The sequence below is a fragment of the Rhizobium sp. N122 genome, assembly GCF_002211295.1.
Lineage (GTDB): Bacteria > Pseudomonadota > Alphaproteobacteria > Rhizobiales > Rhizobiaceae > Rhizobium.
Genome location: NZ_LOKU01000015.1, coordinates 13,615 through 30,242, shown reverse-complemented (window position 1 = coordinate 30,242; position 16,628 = coordinate 13,615). Strand labels below are relative to the sequence as shown.

The following is a 16,628-nucleotide window of genomic DNA, read 5'->3' as shown; positions in this document are numbered from 1 at the left end:
TTTGCGAAGCCCGCGCGCGCCTAGCCACCACGGATAGACGGATGCCAGAATGTCACCGCCCGTTCGGTCAGGGCGATGACGCCATAAAAGATCGAGCCGGCCAGCGCCGCGACGGCGATTTCCGCCCAGACCATGTCGACATTCATGCGGCCGATCTCGGTGGAGATGCGGAAGCCCATGCCGACGATCGGCGTTCCGAAGAATTCGGCAACGATGGCACCAATCAGCGCCAGCGTCGAGTTGATCTTCAGTGCGTTGAAAATGAAGGGCATGGCAGCGGGAAGCTTGAGCTTCAGCAGCGTCTGCCAGTCGCTCGATGCATAGGTGCGCATCAGGTCGCGTTCCATGCTGCCGGAGGCGGCAAGGCCGGCGACGGTGTTCACCAGCATCGGAAAGAAGGTCATGATGATGACGACAGCGGCCTTCGACGGCCAGTCGAAGCCAAACCACATGACCATGACGGGGGCGATGCCGATAATCGGCAGGGCCGACACCATATTGCCGATCGGCAGCAGGCCGCGCCGCAGGAAGGCGACGCGATCGGCCAGCACGGCGACGATGAAGCCGCTGAGGCAGCCGGTGATATAACCGATCAATACCGCCTTGAAGATCGTCTGTCTGACGTCGTCGCCGAGGATCGGCAGGGAGGCCATGATACGGGTGCCGATGGCGCTTGGTGGCGGCAGGATGATGAAGGGAATGCCGGCGCCGCGCGTTGCCGCCTCCCAGAGGATGAGGATCCAGGCGCCGAAGATGGCCGGGATCAGCAGCTGGAGCGCCGATTTGCCGAAAGCAGTGACGGGCTGCAGTTTCGACAGCTCCGTGACGCATCGCCAAGCCAGCAGCCAGCAGGAAAGGAGCAGCAGGAAGAAAGCCCGCGTTGCCGTGCCCTCGTTGCCGGATAGCGCGGAAAGCAGCATCCAGGCGGCGCCGTGGGCGCCGATGAACAGCACGGTCGCACGGTAGGCCGGCGGTTGCGGCGCAAAGGACAGCAGCGCGGCGGCGATGACGATGATGAAGACGAGGCTTGCCGTGCCGTCGCTGAAGGGCCGCGCTGCGCCGTCGGCCAGAAGCGGCAGGGTCATCAGCGCTGCGAGGCAGAGGAGGAGGGCGGTTACGCCCTGCCAGGAGAAGGTCAGATGTCTCATGCCGGCCTCCCGCCCATGGCGCGGTCGACGATTTTCGCGGCAAGCCCGACGATCGCGACCAGGATGCCGGCCAGCAGCGATCCGGCGACGAGAGCCGCCCAGATATCGATGGTCTGACTGTAATAGGAGCCGGCAAGCAGCTTGGAGCCGATGCCGGCGACAGCGCCGGTCGGCAGTTCGCCGACGATGGCGCCGACGAGGCTGGCGGCGATCGCCACTTTCATCGAGGTGAAGAGGAAGGGGATAGAGGCCGGAACCCGCAGCTTCCAGAAGGTCTGCATCGGGCTGGCATAATAGGTGCGCATCAGGTCGAGATGCATGATCTCCGGTGACCGCAAGCCCTTCACCATGCCGACTGCAACGGGAAAGAAGGAGAGGTAGGTGGAGATCAGCGCCTTGGAGACAAGGCGGGAAGCGTCGGAATCGAGGTTCAAGAGGTGGGCAATCGCATTGTCGCCGGTCAGCACATTGTAGGAGATGATGACGATCATCGGCGCGATGGCGAGGATCGGGATGGTCTGGCTCGCCACCAGCCAGGGCATGAGCGAACGGTCCATGGCGCGGTTGTGCACGATCAGCACCGCAAGAAGAATGCCGAGCAGCATGCCGAAGCCGAAGCCGAGCAGGGTAGAGGAGAGCGTCACCCAGCTGTGATAGACAAGGCTGCGGTTGCTCGAAAGGCTGCGCAGGACAGTGTTTTCATAGACATTCTGCGCCACCTGATGCGGCGCCGGCAGGATCGGCTTCGGCTGCGCCAGCGTCTTGCCGATGAATTCGAGCGTCGTCGGCGTGGCGCCGGCGCGGCTGTCCATATCGCGCTGGAACGGCGCGTTCATCAGCACGGCTGCGACATACCAGATGGCGATGAGGACGAGCAGGATGGTGGTGACGGGAACGATCTTGTTTTTGAGGGTGTCGGGTTTCACGCTGCGCGCTCCTTCAAGAATGGAGCCGCGTGTAAGCCTTGATCGCGCAGGAAGGCGTCTCGGGCAAAATCGTGACGGCGGCCGGCCGCTGTCTCGTGACTGTCGCCGTCGACTTCGACAATGATCCGTGCCGATAGCCAGGCGAAATCGGCAATATAGGGGCCGATTGGCGTCTCGCGCCTGAATCTCGCGCCATAGGGCCTGAGATCGCGCAGCATGTCCCACATGGCGGCCTCGGCTTTTGTCAGTTCACGACGAAGGCATTTTGCCGTGTCGCGAGTTTTGGGAGTGATGTTGGAGTGGGGCATCTAGACCGTTCCCCTACAGTTCTGGGGGAAGACCCCTCCCCAACCCCTCCCCACAAGGGGGAGGGGCAAGCCTGTGGCGCTCGCCGAGCTTTTTATCAGACGCTGCGAATGAACGTGGAGGTCCTCCACGGACTCGGCGCTAAAGCCCCTCCCCCTTGTGGGGAGGGGTTGGGGAGGGGTTTTTTCCAACGACACGCGCCTAAACCTCATGGCTATGCCCCGTCCTCAGCCCCTCGCGGACGCGATGGGCGATCTCCAGGAATTCGGGGGTGTCGCGGATGTCGAGCGGGCGCTCGGCCGGCAGCGTCGAGTCGATCACATCGGTGACGCGGCCCGGGCGCGGCGACATCACCACGATCTTGGTGGAGAGATAGACTGCCTCGGGGATGGAATGGGTAACGAAGCAGATCGTCTTGTTGGTGCGAGCCCAGAGTTTCAGCAGCTCTTCGTTCAGATGGTCGCGGACGATTTCGTCGAGCGCGCCAAAGGGTTCGTCCATCAGCAGCAGGTCGGCGTCGAAGGCGAGTGCGCGGGCGATCGAGGCGCGCTGCTGCATGCCGCCGGAAAGCTGCCAGGGGAATTTCTTCTCGAAGCCGGAGAGGCCGACGAGATCGAGCGCTTCGGCGATCCGCCGCGTGCGATCAGCGCCGCGATAACCCATAATCTCCAGCGGCAGGGCGATATTGTCTTCGATGATCCGCCAGGGCAGGAGCGCCGGGGCCTGAAACACATAGCCATAGGCACGGGCCTTTCGGGCTTCCTCCGGCGTCATGCCGTTGATCGAGATTTCGCCCGACGTGCTCTTTTCGAGATCGGCGATGACGCGCAGGAAAGTCGTCTTGCCGCAGCCGGACGGGCCGATGAAAGAGACGAAGTCGCCCTTGCGGACATCGAGATTGACATCGCTCAGCGCATTCACCGGGCCGTCATTCGCCTGGTAGGTGAGACAGAGATCCTTGGCGGATACGACGGAGGGTGCTTGCATCAATGCGACCGTTCTTGTTTTCGCCGCGGGGAGGCGGATTGCGTGTTACCATCGCCGCAGGCCCTGCCGGCGGCGCATTTCATGGAGGAAGAGAATGGACGCGACATCAAAACCCACCTGCCACATCGTTCGCCCCAACCATGCCTATGACGGCAAGCAGGGGCTCAGCTATTTCGAAGGGATAGCGGCCGAGACGGTCGGCGCCAAGGGCATCTGCATGCATTTGCTGACGATCCCGCCCGGCGTGCGAGCCAAGGCGCATCTGCACGAGGCGCACGAGACGGCGATCTACATGCTCTCCGGCGAGGCCCATACCTGGTACGGAGACCGGCTCGAGCATCACGTCGTCGTCCATGCCGGCGAACTTTTCTATATCCCGGCCGGCGTGCCGCATCTGCCGGCAAATCTCAGCAGTACGCCGTGCACGGCTGTTATCGCCCGCACCGACCCGAACGAGCAGGAGAGCGTCGTGCTGCTGCCGGAGCTGGATGTGCTGGTGCCGGCGTGAGGTCATTGGCATGGAGGCATCGGTCCCCGATTGATGGCCGTATGGTGACGCACCATATTACACGCCCGTTGCCGGGATGCCGCTGCGCTCGACCTTGCGCGGAGAAGTGATTTCCTTCCAGGTGGACAGCGCCTTGCTGACGGCCGTCACCGGCTCGCGCCGGACGAACTCGCCGTGGCCTTCCTGGGTCTTGATGGTGCTTTCCTCGATCGCGACAACGCCGCGCGTCAGCGTGTAGCGCGGCAGGCCGGTCACTTCCTTGCCTTCGAAGACATTGTAGTCGATCGCCGACTGCTGGCTCTTCGACGAGATGGTCTTGGAGCGTTTCGGGTCCCAGACGACGATATCGGCATCGGCGCCGACGAGGATCGCGCCCTTTTTCGGATAGATGTTGAGGATCTTGGCGATGTTGGTGGAGGTGACGGCGACGAATTCGTTCATCGTCAGCCGGCCGGTGTTGACACCGCGCGTCCAGAGCATCGGCATTCGGTCTTCGAGGCCGCCGGTACCGTTGGGGATCTTGGTGAAGTCGCCGACGCCGAAACGCTTCTGCGCCGTGGTAAAGGCGCAATGGTCGGTGGCGACCACCTGCAGCGAGCCGGAGGCAAGCCCGGCCCAGAGGCTGTCCTGATGCTGCTTGTTGCGGAAGGGCGGCGACATCACCCGGCGGGCGGCGTGATCCCAGTCGGGATTGGAATATTCGCTCTCGTCGAGCGTCAGATGCTGGATCAGCGGTTCGCCGTAGACGCGCATGCCCTTGGCGCGGGCGCGGCGGATCGCTTCGTGCGCCTGCTCGCAGGAGGTATGGACGATATAGACCGGGCAGCCGGCCATGTCGGCGATCATGATGGCGCGGTTGGTGGCCTCGCCTTCTACTTCGGCCGGGCGGGAATAGGCATGTGCTTCCGGGCCGTTATTGCCGTCGGCCAGCAGCTTTGCCGACATCGAGGCGACGACGTCGCCGTTTTCGGCGTGCACCAGCGGCAGGGCGCCGAGTTCGGCGCAGCGCTGGAAAGAGGCGAACATCTCGTCGTCGTCGACCATCAGCGCGCCCTTGTAGGCCATGAAGTGCTTGAAGGTGTTGATGCCCTTGTCGCGAACGATGGTCTCCATCTCCTTGAAGACCTGCTCGCTCCACCAGGTGACCGCCATATGGAAGGAATAGTCGCAATTGGCGCGGGTGGATTTGTTGTCCCACATAGTCAACGCTTCGAGCAGCGACTGGCCCGGGGCGGGAAGGGCGAAATCGACCACCATGGTGGTGCCGCCGGAAAGGGCCGCACGCGTGCCGCTCTCGAAATCGTCGGAGGAATAGGTGCCCATAAAGGGCATTTCGAGATGGGTGTGCGGGTCGATACCACCCGGCATGACATAACAGCCGGAGGCGTCGAGCGTCTCGTCGCCCGAGAGGTCAGGGCCGATCTCGACGATCTTGCCGCCGTCGATCTTGACGTCAGCCTTGTAGGTGAGGTCGGCGGTGACGATGGTGCCGTTCTTGATGACTGTGGTCATGATCGTTCCCTATTCTTTATCGTTGTTCGGCAGGCGAATAAAAGCTCAGCAATTCGGAGCTGAATTCGAGGCGGCCCAGCAATGCCGCCAGGATCGTTTCAAGAACCGAGCGTCGTTCGCGTGAAATTTCCTGATTCCAGAAGCGCAAGACCGAATAGCCGTTGGCATTGAGCCATTTGGTTCGGCGTTGATCGGTGACGCTCTCGGCATGCTGGAAACCATCGACCTCAACAATCAGTCGCTCTTCGCGACAGAGGAAGTCGACGATAAACGGGCCGAGCGGAACCTGCCTTGCAAATTTGTAGCCGTTCAGGCGGCGGGCGCGCAGGTCGCTCCAGAGGTGGTATTCCTCTTCGGTTTCGTTGCGGCGAAGCTGGCGGGCTTGCCCGGTTTTCGCTGGGCGATGTTTACGAATATCCTGTCTGATAATTTTCGTCGCGCCCGGAGCCCCCTCATCCGCCCTTCGGGCACCTTCTCCCCGCGGGGAGAAGGGGGAAGCCGCAACGTTAGCCGCTCCCTTCTCCCCAGCGGGGAGAAGGTGGCCCGAAGGGTCGGATGAGGGGGCTCCGGGCGCGACGATAGACATCACACCACGATCTCCGCCGTCTCCACGACCGCATGGAACAGCACGTCGGCACCCGCCGTCGCCCACTCCTTGGAAATCTCTTCGGCTTCATTGTGCGAGAGGCCGCCGACGCAGGGGCACATGACCATCGTCGCAGGAGCGACCTTGGCGGCCCAGCAGGCATCGTGGCCGGCGCCGGAGATGAGGTTCATGTGGGTGTAGCCGAGCCGTTCGGCGGCGGAGCGGACCGCGGTGACGAGCTTTTCGTCGAAGGTAACCGGCGCGAAATGGCCGATCGCCTCGATCGAACAGCCGACGCCCAGCGTATCGCAGATCTTGGGCGCTTCCGCCTCGATCTTTGCCCGCATGCGATCGAGCTTGGCCTTGTCGGGCGAGCGGATGTCGACGGTGAAAACCACCTTGCCCGGCAGCACGTTGCGGGAATTCGGGGCGAAAAACACCTGGCCGACGCCGCCGACGGCGCCCGGCTGCTCGCCCATCGCCACACCCTGAACCATTTCCAGGATGCGCGACATGGCAAGCCCGGCATTGACGCGCATGTTCATCGGCGTCGAGCCGGTATGGGCTTCCTTGCCGGTCAGCGTGAATTCCAGCCACCACAGGCCCTGACAGTGGGTGACGACGCCGATCTGCTTGTCCTCGGCCTCGAGGATCGGGCCCTGTTCGATGTGATATTCGAAATAGGCGTGCATCTTGCGGGCGCCGACCTCTTCGTCGCCGACCCAGCCGATGCGCTTCAGCTCGTCGCCGAAGAGATTGCCCTCGGGATCCTTTCGATTATAGGCGAAGTCGAGGCTGTGGACGCCAGCGAAGACGCCCGAGGCCAGCATGGCCGGGGCAAAACGGGCGCCTTCCTCGTTCGTCCAGTTGGTGACGACGATTGGATGTTTGGTCTTGATGCCGAGATCGTTCATGGTGCGCACGACTTCGAGGGCCGCAAGCACGCCGAGCACGCCGTCATATTTGCCGCCGGTCGGCTGAGTGTCGAGATGCGAGCCGACATAGACGGGCAGGGCATCGGGATCGGTGCCTGGGCGGGTGGCGAACATCGTGCCCATCTGGTCGACGCCCATGGTCAGGCCGGCCTCGTCGCACCATGTCTTGAAGAGGCCGCGGCCCTCGGCATCCGAATCCGTCAGCGTCTGGCGATTGTTGCCGCCGGCGATGCCGGGGCCGATTTTCGCCATGTCCATGAGACTGTCCCAGAGACGGTCGCCATTGACGCGCATGTTCTCGCCTGGTGCTGCCACCATTCTTTATGCCCTCACCTGTTTGCGGCAGCCATGTGAAGTGGCATGCCCGCCTGTTCCCGTGGTCTATTCCTGCGCCTTTTATTGGTTTTGTCGAGCGCCGGAAAATCGCCAGTTGCCTTTGTTTTTCATCTGGCGGATAATTTGACCGATTGGTAAACATTACAACTTCCATCGCCGGGCTCAAGACGAAAATCACGAAAATTGCCGATAAAAATACGGGCAGTTGCTCAAGAAAGCGGCAGGGGTTGCCTTCAGCCAAAACTTGAGCGAAGAAGTTGAACTTCAAGGGGAAACGACAGCCTGTGACCATACCGAGAGCAGCGAAAACCCTGAGGCGGACGCGAATCCAGGAGGAAAAGGAAGAGCAGATTCTCGAGGCGGCGCTCGACGTGTTTTCGGCAAGCGGCTTCCGCGGTTCGACCATCGACCAGATCGCCGAAGTGGCCGGCATGTCGAAACCCAATCTGCTCTATTATTTTCGCACCAAGGAAGCCATGCACCGGGCGCTGATCGACCGGGTGCTTTACACTTGGCTGGAGCCGCTGCGCGCCTTCGACGCCGAGGGCAATCCGGAAGAGGAAATCCGCAGCTACATCAGACGCAAGCTGGAGATGGCCCGCGATTTTCCGCGCGAGAGCCGGCTTTTCGCCAATGAGGTGCTGCAGGGCGCGCCGCATATCGAGGACGAGCTCAAGGGGCCGTTGAAGCAACTGGTCGACGAGAAGGCGGAGGTCATCCGCGCCTGGGCGAAATCAGGCAAGATCGCCAAATGCGATCCCTATCACCTGATTTTCTCCATTTGGTCGACGACGCAGCACTACGCGGATTTCGACGTGCAGGTGCGTGCCGTGCTCGGACAGGAGCACTCCGGCGACGGCCGCTTCGAGGATGCGGCGCGGTTTCTGGAACAGCTCTTTGTCGGCGGGCTGCGGCCGGATCGCTCGGAGAGCTGAGGTTTATCGCTTTCTGATAAGCGGCAGACGGGCGAGGGTGTCGGTCACGCCTTCCATCGTATAGGGTTTCTGCAGCACGGGCGCGTCCGAGTGGCTGTTCGCCTGAGCGATGCCTTCGCCATAGCCTGTGGCAAAAACGAAGGGCACGCCTTCGGCCGCCAGCCGGTCGGCAATCCCGAAACTCGTCTCATCGCCGAGATTGACATCGAGAAGGGCCAGATCGAAGGAACGGCCGGCCAGGATCTGCATCGTCTCGGCGACACTTGGCGCCGTTGCCACGTCGGCGCCCATCCGGCGCAGGATGTCCTCCCCATCCATGGCGATGATCAGGTTGTTTTCCACCAGCAGCACCTTCAGCCCAGAGAGCGGCTGATGATCGCCAGCAATCGTCCGGCGTTCGGCCGCTCCGACCGGCGCTGAATTTGACCGCTCGCTCGTTGGCCCAACGACAAACCGCGCCGGAATACGAAAATCCGCTTCGAGACCGTCCTTGACGTAGCGGACATCCGCCTGGCCGCCGAGGTCATAGGGGATCGAGCGCCGGATGATCGTCGAACCGAAGCCTTGGCGTGTGGGTTCGATGACGGGCGGACCATTCTTTTCGCGCCAGCCAATCTGCAGATTGGCTTCGTCGTCGCGATGCCAGCCGAGTTCGACCGTGCCGCCGGTGCCGGAAAGGCTGCCATATTTGGCGCTGTTGGTCATCAGCTCATGGAAAACAAGGGCGGCGGTGGAGAAGGCTTGCGGCTCCAGCAGCACGTCCTCGCCGTTCATCCGAATACGCTCCGCGTTTTTGCCGAGATAGGCGGCGGTCTCGGCCACCAGCAACTGCCGCAGCGAGGCCGGCGCCCAGTGATCGCGGGTGATCTGGTCATGAGCGCGGGCGAGCGACTGGACGCGGCCCTCGATCTGGCGGATGTAGTCGCCGACGGTGACCGAGGTCGTCTGCGATTGCCGAATGATCCCGGTAATGAGGCTCAATATATTGCGGACGCGATGGTTCAGCTCGGCGATCAGCAGTTCCTGGCGCTCGTTTGCCGTCTGCCGCGCCATGCTGGCCTCGTCGGTGAGGCGCAGCACCACTTCGATCAGCGTGACGCGGATGGTCTCGGCGACACGGCGCTCGGCCTCGGTGAAGGGCAGGGAGCGGCCGCGCACCAGTTCCGACCAGGCTTCGAAACTCTTGCGCGGCGTCAGCCGCGGACCGTTGGGGCCGTACTCCACCGGCTTGTGCGGGTCGCCGCCCCATCGCACCGTTCGCACCAGTTCCTGACGGAAAAGCACGACATAGTCGCGCGGCGAACGCGAGATCGGGATGGCGAGCATGCCGGCCACGGCATCGTCGAGCGCCAGATCCGGATAGGTCTCCGTCAGCCTGTCGACCGCATAGATGCGGCCGGCGGCATTGCGGTTGAGATGGCGGACGAGGGCTGCGAAACTTCTCTCATCCGGCCCGATGCCGGCAAGCGCCAGCCGGCCGTTGATCCAGACGCCGATGCCATCGGCAGGAATGGCGTCGGCGAGCGCCTCGATCAGCCAGGCCGGATCGTCGAGCAGGCTGGCATTGTCGGCCACGGAGGTAAGCAGCCGGTCGGCGATGCGGCGTGCCTTGGTCTCGTAGTCGAGCGCCAGCCGCCGTTCGCGGCTTTCAAGGCGCGAGGCAAACATCTGGCCGAACAGTTCGGCGGTGGATCGGCTTTCAGCCGAGGGCAGGCGCGGGCCGTAATGATGGCAGGCAAACAGGCCCCAGAGCTTGCCGTCGACGACGATCGATATGGAGAGCGAAGCGCCGACGCCCATGTTTTTCAGATATTCGATATGGATCGGCGAGACCGAACGCAAAACCGACATGGAGAGATCGAGCGGCTGTCCGTACTCATCGCGTTCAGGCAGGATCGGGACCGGGACGGCGTCGACATCGGCAATAATGCGGAACAGGTTGCGCAGATAAAGCGCCCGCGCCTGCACCGGAATGTCGGATGCCGGATAGTGCAGCCCGAGGAACGAGCCGATGCCGGCCCGGGCGGCTTCGGCCACCACTTCGCCGGAACCGCTTTCGTCGAAGCGATAGACCATGACTCGGTCGAAGCCGGTCAGGGCGCGCGCCTGCCTTGCCCCGTCGCGAAAGAAAGCCTCCATCGTTTCCGTGTGGTCGAGGCGGGACATCATGCTGCGCATGGAGAGGGAGGGGGCGTTGCGCCTGTCTTCCTGGCAGTGCTCGCCTTCGACGATGACCCCATTGTCATTCATATGCACGGCAAGATCGAACTTGTTCTGATCCGAGGTCAGAGCAATGCCGAAAATGCGCTCGACGACATCGGATCCGCGCAGCGTGGTCAGCTTGTTGCGGATGGTGTGAAGTGCCTCGGGCGTGATCAGCGAGGTGACAGGCCGGCCGAGCGCATCTGCCTGCGCAATGCCGAGGAACTCGGCCAGATTTGTCGAGGCACGTGTGACGATCCAGTCCGAAGATATCGCCAGCAGAAAGCCGAAAGGCTGAACCGCGCCGAGCTGATGGATCGGCTCGCGGTCGCAATTGGTCAGATCGACGGGGTCAAACGTGCCGCTCATAAGACGGCTTCCAGTTCGAGTTGCCCGGCTTTGAGGAAGAGGCCGAAAACATCGCGGGCTGCGAAAACGGCGGCAGCGGGATCGTCTACACCGCTGGCATCGAGACGATCCATGAAGGTCCTGATGGCGCCCTTTGGACCCTGCGGTCTGAGATAGCTGCCGGGCAGGTGATCGGGCACGGATTTGGCAAGCAGGGCGCCCCCGAGCTTGGAACCTTCGAGCACGTAGAGCGCACCCCAGAGCGCTGCCTCGCTGTGCAAGGCCGGTGGCGGAAGGGGCTGTGGCAATGGATCGCCGAACTCCGCGATATCGGCCAACAACAGCTGCGCGCGCCGACGTTCCGGCCAGTCGGGCAGCAGGCGGATGATTCCCGCGTCATCGAGCGCCTTTTCGGCCGCCGGCACGACGCGGGCATGGGCGCGCAGGAATGTTTGATACTGCTGTTTATTGGAGAGATCGAACGTGCCGAAAAGCGTGTCGACCTCGGCGTGGCAATCTGCTGTTTGTGCGCGGAGCACGCTGCGAAGTGACATGCGGACCGTGTTCTAAGTAAATTGGCATTCGATGCCGTTCATGCGGGATGGCAAATTAGCGATATATTGCAGCATCCCGGTATTTCCAGGGAAACCCATAGAAAAACATGGGCTTCCCCTGCTTTGCGTCTCTTCGCATGAGGAAGGAATGGCGCCTTCCTATTCGGCGGCAATGGCTTCGCTTTCAAAGGCGAAACCCTCGTCGGCCCAGCCGGTCATGCCGCCGATCATCAGCTTGGCCTTGAGGCCGAGCTTGGCCAGGCGGAAGGCGGCCTTGTCGGCGCCGTTGCAGTGCGGACCGGCGCAATAGACGACGAAGAGGGTGTCCTCTGCCCATGCCGACATGCGGTGCGCGGTCATCTTGCCATGCGGCAGGTTGATCGCGCCCGGCAGGTGGGACTGGGAAAACAGCGCCGGCGAGCGCACGTCGAGGAGAATGAAATCGACCTTGGCGCCGGCAAGGGCAGCGTGGACATCCGAGCAATCGGTTTCGAAGGCGAGCTTGGCGGCATAGCGAGCGGCGGCGAGATCAGGCTCGGCGGCCGGGATTTTGGTGACGGGGCTTGGCATCGGTCTTCCTTTCCATGTTTGAGTTGCCGCCCGGTATCGCCGATGTTAAAGCTTTGCGAAATTGGCCATCATGACCGACAGCGTAAAGATCATGCCAAAGACATTACCGCAGCAGACGAAAGGACCGTTGGTCGCAGCCCTTGCCTATGACGGGCTCTGCACCTTCGAATTCGGCATCGCCTACGAGGTCTTCGGCCTGCCGCGCCCGGAGATGGGTGAGAGCTGGTATCGCTTCGCGGTCTGCGGAATCGAGCCGGGGCCGCTCCGCGCCGCGGGCGGGCTGACGGTCGCGGTCGACAAGGGGCTGGAGGTGCTCGACGAGGCCGATCTGATCGTCGTGCCCGGCTGGCGGGCGATCGAGGCGCCGGTGCCGGCGCCGCTCGCCGCAGCGCTCAGGGCAGCGCATCAGCGCGGCGCGCGGATTATGTCGCTTTGTTCCGGCGTTGCGGTTCTCGCCGCATCGGGACTGCTTGCCAACCGCAGGGCGACGACACATTGGCGCTATGTCGGCTCGATCGCCGCGCGTTATCCCGACATCGCGCTCGACGCCGGCGTTCTCTACATCGACGAGGGCAGCCTGCTGACGGCGGCGGGCAGTGCGGCCGGCATCGATCTCTGCCTACATGTGGTGCGCGGCGATTTCGGCGCGGAGGCAGCAAACAGCGTCGCCCGCCGCCTCGTCGTGCCGCCGCACCGCGAAGGCGGACAGGCGCAGTTCATCAGCGCACCGGTCCCCGAGGCGCGCGAGGGCATCCGCCTGGGGCCGCTGATCGAATGGATGCGCGGAAGCCTTTCTGAGCAGCAGCCGATCAGCCTGCTTGCCAAAAGAGCGGGTATGAGCATGCGCACCTTTCAGCGCCGGTTCGAAGCGACGACGGGTCTCAGCGTCGGCGAATGGCTGCTGAAGGAACGGCTGCGCCATGCCCGTGACCTTCTCGAGAAAGAACTTGCGGTGTCGCTCGACGACATCGCGATATCAAGCGGCTTCGGCACGATGGCGACAATGCGCCATCATTTTCGCAAGCGGCTCGGGACGAGCCCAAGCGCTTACAGGCGGTCGTTCGGTCTTTGACCTGGTCTAAAGCATTGTCTTCCAGACGGAGGTTGTGCCCGTCATTAAATCGTGGGGCAGGCTGGAAGTAAGAAGATGGCGAAGCCGGTATGTCCGGCTGACCGAGATGTCGTCGTTGCCGCTTCAATCTAAGTCGCTACGTTTTCTCACCGACAAGATGGGCTCGCAGGTACAGGCGACGTCAACGATATGATCGAGGCAGATCACGGCGAAATGTTTCAGTGGCTCACCGATCCAATCCGATGCACATGTTGCCGTCGCCATATGATTGAGAAACCGAGACTTTTCATAGATGCGAAGCTTCTTTGAGAAATCGTCTGTGGGTTCCAAAAGTGACATCATCTCGCTCTTGATCTGAAATGCGGCGTAGCCTTCAAAGAGGATTGTGAAGATTGCCGAATCCAGGTCAACGATAAGCGGATCGGCGTGAGCTTCAACGATCCGCCGGATGTCTTCAGAAGTGTGGACTTCTGGGGATGTAACGGCGTCTTGGTCCTCCGACGGGCGGTCAGTCTGACGCGATTGGCTTTTGAGTTCGGCGACCTCAAGGATCAGGTCGAACTGAGCATCCTCTCCCCGGCGAGGTCCGAATGACTCCAATGATAAGAGATGACAGGCATCGAGACGCTGCCTAATTTGTGCTTGGTCAATCATTTTCATGCCACAGGCTGGTTTAGGTCGACCCTAATTTGATCCATGCGCAAACAAAATCCCCCGTTGCCGGGGGATTGCTCAATTCAAATGAAGTTTCACTCCGCCGCCTGGCGGGCCATCGGGTTGTTCGGGTGCGTCGTCCAGTTGGCGTAGTTCGGGTCGACCAACTTGCCGGTGCGCTTGTCGAGGGTGCCGGCGGGGAGTGGCTCCATGGTGATGCAGTTCTCGACCGGGCAGACGCTGACGCAGAGATTGCAGCCGACGCATTCCTCATCGATCACTTCGAAATGACGCAGGCCGTTGACGACGTTGGTGATCGCCTGGTGCGAGGTGTCTTCGCAGGCGATATGGCAGCGGCCGCATTTGATGCAGGCGTCCTGGTCGATCTTCGCCTTGGCGATATAGTTGAGGTTCAGATATTGCCAGTCGGTGACGTTGGGCACGGCGCGGCCGGTGATGTCGTCGAGATTGCGATGGCCCTTTTCGTCCATCCAGTCGGAGAGGCCCGTGATCATCTCGTCTACGATCTTGAAGCCGTAGGTCATCGCCGCGGTGCAGACCTGGACGTTGCCGGCGCCGAGAACGAGGAATTCGGCGGCGTCGCGCCAGGTGGTGATGCCGCCGATGCCCGAGATCGGCAGGCCGTAGGTTTCGGGATCACGGGCAATTTCGGCCACCATGTTCAGCGCGATCGGCTTGACCGCCGGGCCGCAATAACCGCCATGGCTGCCCTTGCCGCCGACGGTCGGGTTGGGAGCAAAGTTGTCGAGATCGACGGAGACGATCGAGTTGATCGTGTTTATCAGCGAGACGGCATCGGTGCCGCCGGCCTTGGCAGCGCGGGCCGGACGGCGGACATCGGTGATATTCGGCGTCAGTTTGGTGATGACGGGCATGCGGGTGTACTGCTTGCACCAGCGCACGACCATTTCGATATATTCCGGCACCTGGCCGACGGCAGAGCCCATGCCACGCTCCGACATGCCGTGCGGACAGCCAAAATTGAGTTCGACGCCATCGGCGCCGGTCTCTTCGACGAGCGGCAGGATCGACTTCCAGGCTTGTTCCTCGCAGGGCACCATGATCGAGGCGATCAGCGCCCGATCCGGCCAGTTCATCTTGACCTGCTTCATTTCCCTGAGATTGGTGTAGAGGTCGCGGTCGGTGATCAGCTCGATGTTGTTGAGACCGAGCAGGCGGCGGTCGGCGCCCCAGATCGCGCCGTAGCGGGGGCCGTTGACGTTGACGACGGGCGGGCCTTCCTCGCCCAGCGTCTTCCAGACCACACCGCCCCAGCCGGCCTTGAAGGCGCGCTCGACGTTATAGGCCTTGTCGGTCGGCGGCGCGGAGGCCAGCCAGAACGGGTTGGGCGACTTGATGCCGACGAAATTATTGCGAAGATCAGCCATTGTTCATTCTCCCCTTCAGGCGACCGCGACAGCCGGAGCGGCTGCTGCAGTCAGGGCGCGATGGATGGATTCAGCCGCGTCGCGGCCATGGGCGACGGCGGAAACCGTGAGATCGTCGCCGCCGAAGACGCAGTCGCCGCCGGCCCAAACACCATCGAGCGAGGTGTGGCCGTCGACATCGACGGCGATACGGCCGGATTCCATGCGCAGCGAACCGAGACCCGAGGCATCAAAGCTCTGGCCGATCGCCTTGAAGATCTGGTCGGCGGCGATGACGCCGGTCTCGCCGGTGCCGATGAGGCGGCCTTCGACAATCCGCGTATATTCCACCTCGATGGCGGCGACCTTGCCGTCCTGCGACAGGATCGATTTCGGCGCCAGCCAGTGGCGGATGATCACGCCCTTGGAGCTTGCCAGATCCTGCTCGTATTCGGAGGCGTTCATCTGCTCCTTGCCGCGGCGATAACAGATCGTCACCTCCTCGGCGCCGAGCAGCTTGGCCTGGACGGCAGCGTCGATCGCCGTCATGCCGCCGCCGAGGACGACGACACGGCGGCCAATAGCGATTTGGCCCTTGTCCTCAGCCTGACGGAGTGCGGCGATGAAATCGACGGCGTCGTCGACGCCGGCGAGGTTCTCGCCGTCGATGCGCAGCGCATTGACACCGGCAAGGCCGATGCCGAGGAAGACGGCGTCATATTGCGCCTGCAGGTCGGCGAGCGAAAAATCGCGGCCGAGAAGAGCGCCGTGGCGGACATCGATGCCGCCGACCGAGAGGATGTAGTCGACTTCCTGCTGGGCGAAATCGTCGACGGTCTTGTAGGTGGCAATGCCATATTCGTTGAGGCCGCCAGATTTTTCCCTGCCGTCATAGATGACGACCGAATGGCCCTTCACGGCCAGGCGATGGGCGGCGGCAAGGCCCGCCGGGCCCGCGCCGACGACGGCGATCGTCTTTCCTGACGCTTCGGCCCTGGCATAGAACTGTTTGCCGGCCTGCATGGCGGCATCGGTCGCATAACGCTGCAGCCGGCCGATCTCGACGGGGCGTTCCTCGGCCGTGTTGCGCACACAGGCTTGTTCGCAGAGCTCTTCGGTGGGACAGACGCGGGCGCACATGCCGCCGAGGATGTTCTGATCGAAGATCGTCTTGGCCGAGCCGATCGGGTTACCGGTCGAAATCTGGCGGATGAACAGCGGAATGTCGATCGAGGTGGGACAGGCCGTCATGCACGGCGCGTCGTAACAGAAATAACAGCGATCGGCGGCGACCAGCGCCTCATGATTGTCGAGGCGCGGATGAAGATCGGAAAAATTAGCCTCATACTCGGCGGGCGAAAGCCGGCCGGCATGAATCCCGGTTTCCAGTCGTTCCATTGAAGTTCCCTCATTATTGGTAAACGGCCTGTGAGGGAAAGCGTAACTCAGGTTTAAAAATTTATCAAACGGTAAAATTTTGACGATCTTGTCTTGGACGCTGTTCGATAAGTAACTGTTTTGTCGGTTTAATTTTCAGCGGCGCTCGTTGCTGAAATGATCGGGCGTATGGCCGGAGACGGGTATCCCAAAAAAGATTAAAAAAAGTCGAATTTTTTTGTCGGCGGAGGGAACCAATGTCTGAGGTCGTCGTTATTGCGATA

16 protein-coding genes are annotated in these 16,628 nt (G+C 62.2%); 3 read left to right on the top strand and 13 right to left on the bottom strand.

The features are described from left to right. Positions 1-20 precede the first annotated feature (20 nt). The 4 genes from ATY75_RS13510 to ATY75_RS13495 form a co-directional block, all read right to left on the bottom strand. Positions 21-1,148, bottom strand: coding sequence for an ABC transporter permease (locus ATY75_RS13510; RefSeq protein WP_088937941.1), 1,128 nt, complete (start codon positions 1,146-1,148; stop codon positions 21-23). Further along, positions 1,145-2,074, bottom strand: a complete 930-nt coding sequence (locus tag ATY75_RS13505; RefSeq protein ID WP_088937940.1) for an ABC transporter permease — start codon at positions 2,072-2,074, stop codon at positions 1,145-1,147. The genes ATY75_RS13510 and ATY75_RS13505 overlap by 4 nt, the downstream gene beginning before the upstream one ends. After that, positions 2,071-2,382, bottom strand: coding sequence for a DUF559 domain-containing protein (locus ATY75_RS13500; protein ID WP_245317571.1), 312 nt, complete (start codon positions 2,380-2,382; stop codon positions 2,071-2,073). The genes ATY75_RS13505 and ATY75_RS13500 overlap by 4 nt, the downstream gene beginning before the upstream one ends. Before the next feature lie 199 nt (positions 2,383-2,581). After that, entirely contained in the window at positions 2,582-3,367 is a 786-nt protein-coding gene (locus ATY75_RS13495; protein ID WP_064822589.1) for an ABC transporter ATP-binding protein, read from the bottom strand. A 94-nt stretch (positions 3,368-3,461) separates the two neighbouring features. Between ATY75_RS13495 and ATY75_RS13490 the strand changes: the two genes are divergently transcribed. After that, positions 3,462-3,875, top strand: coding sequence for a cupin domain-containing protein (locus ATY75_RS13490; RefSeq protein ID WP_064822588.1), 414 nt, complete (start codon positions 3,462-3,464; stop codon positions 3,873-3,875). A 57-nt stretch (positions 3,876-3,932) separates the two neighbouring features. Here the strand turns inward: ATY75_RS13490 and hydA are convergent, their stop codons facing one another. The 3 genes from hydA to ATY75_RS13475 are packed head-to-tail and all read right to left on the bottom strand — an operon-like array spanning position 3,933 to position 7,226. Further along, positions 3,933-5,387 carry a dihydropyrimidinase gene (gene hydA / locus ATY75_RS13485; protein ID WP_088937939.1) on the bottom strand — a complete coding sequence of 485 codons (1,455 nt, stop codon included), beginning with the start codon at positions 5,385-5,387 and terminating at the stop codon, positions 3,933-3,935. Between the two features lie 16 nt (positions 5,388-5,403). Continuing rightward, entirely contained in the window at positions 5,404-5,973 is a 570-nt protein-coding gene (locus ATY75_RS13480) for an endonuclease domain-containing protein (RefSeq protein ID WP_088937938.1), read from the bottom strand. Then, the gene (locus ATY75_RS13475; RefSeq protein ID WP_088937937.1) at positions 5,973-7,226 is read right to left on the bottom strand and encodes a Zn-dependent hydrolase; all 1,254 of its coding nucleotides are present in this window, start codon (positions 7,224-7,226) and stop codon (positions 5,973-5,975) included. The genes ATY75_RS13480 and ATY75_RS13475 overlap by 1 nt, the downstream gene beginning before the upstream one ends. Before the next feature lie 275 nt (positions 7,227-7,501). Between ATY75_RS13475 and ATY75_RS13470 the strand changes: the two genes are divergently transcribed. Beyond that, positions 7,502-8,179 (top strand): TetR family transcriptional regulator C-terminal domain-containing protein, encoded by a 678-nt coding sequence (locus ATY75_RS13470; protein ID WP_088937936.1) that lies wholly within the window; start codon positions 7,502-7,504, stop codon positions 8,177-8,179. A gap of 3 nt (positions 8,180-8,182) precedes the next feature. On the opposite strand, the gene ATY75_RS13465 is transcribed toward ATY75_RS13470, so the two are convergent. From ATY75_RS13465 to ATY75_RS13455, 3 genes are all read right to left on the bottom strand, one after another. Then, positions 8,183-10,750, bottom strand: a complete 2,568-nt coding sequence (locus ATY75_RS13465) for an HWE histidine kinase domain-containing protein (RefSeq protein ID WP_088937935.1) — start codon at positions 10,748-10,750, stop codon at positions 8,183-8,185. Continuing rightward, positions 10,747-11,283, bottom strand: coding sequence for a biliverdin-producing heme oxygenase (locus ATY75_RS13460; RefSeq protein WP_088937934.1), 537 nt, complete (start codon positions 11,281-11,283; stop codon positions 10,747-10,749). Before ATY75_RS13460 ends, ATY75_RS13465 begins: the two co-directional genes overlap by 4 nt. Positions 11,284-11,442: 159 nt before the next feature. Further along, complete coding sequence (locus tag ATY75_RS13455; RefSeq protein WP_088937933.1) at positions 11,443-11,853, bottom strand: rhodanese-like domain-containing protein; 411 nt, start codon at positions 11,851-11,853, stop codon at positions 11,443-11,445. Between the two features lie 70 nt (positions 11,854-11,923). On the opposite strand from ATY75_RS13455, the gene ftrA reads away from it, so the two are divergent. Continuing rightward, positions 11,924-12,925 carry a transcriptional regulator FtrA gene (gene ftrA / locus ATY75_RS13450; protein WP_088937932.1) on the top strand — a complete coding sequence of 334 codons (1,002 nt, stop codon included), beginning with the start codon at positions 11,924-11,926 and terminating at the stop codon, positions 12,923-12,925. 123 nt (positions 12,926-13,048) lie between these two features. Here the strand turns inward: ftrA and ATY75_RS13445 are convergent, their stop codons facing one another. From ATY75_RS13445 to ATY75_RS13435, 3 genes are all read right to left on the bottom strand, one after another. Beyond that, positions 13,049-13,585 (bottom strand): hypothetical protein, encoded by a 537-nt coding sequence (locus ATY75_RS13445; RefSeq protein ID WP_245317570.1) that lies wholly within the window; start codon positions 13,583-13,585, stop codon positions 13,049-13,051. An 89-nt stretch (positions 13,586-13,674) separates the two neighbouring features. After that, complete coding sequence (gene preA, locus ATY75_RS13440; protein WP_088937931.1) at positions 13,675-14,988, bottom strand: NAD-dependent dihydropyrimidine dehydrogenase subunit PreA; 1,314 nt, start codon at positions 14,986-14,988, stop codon at positions 13,675-13,677. A gap of 15 nt (positions 14,989-15,003) precedes the next feature. Then, on the bottom strand, positions 15,004-16,365 hold the full coding sequence (locus ATY75_RS13435; RefSeq protein WP_088937930.1) for an NAD(P)-dependent oxidoreductase: 1,362 nt from the start codon (positions 16,363-16,365) through the stop codon (positions 15,004-15,006). Between the last annotated feature and the right edge of the window lie 263 nt (positions 16,366-16,628).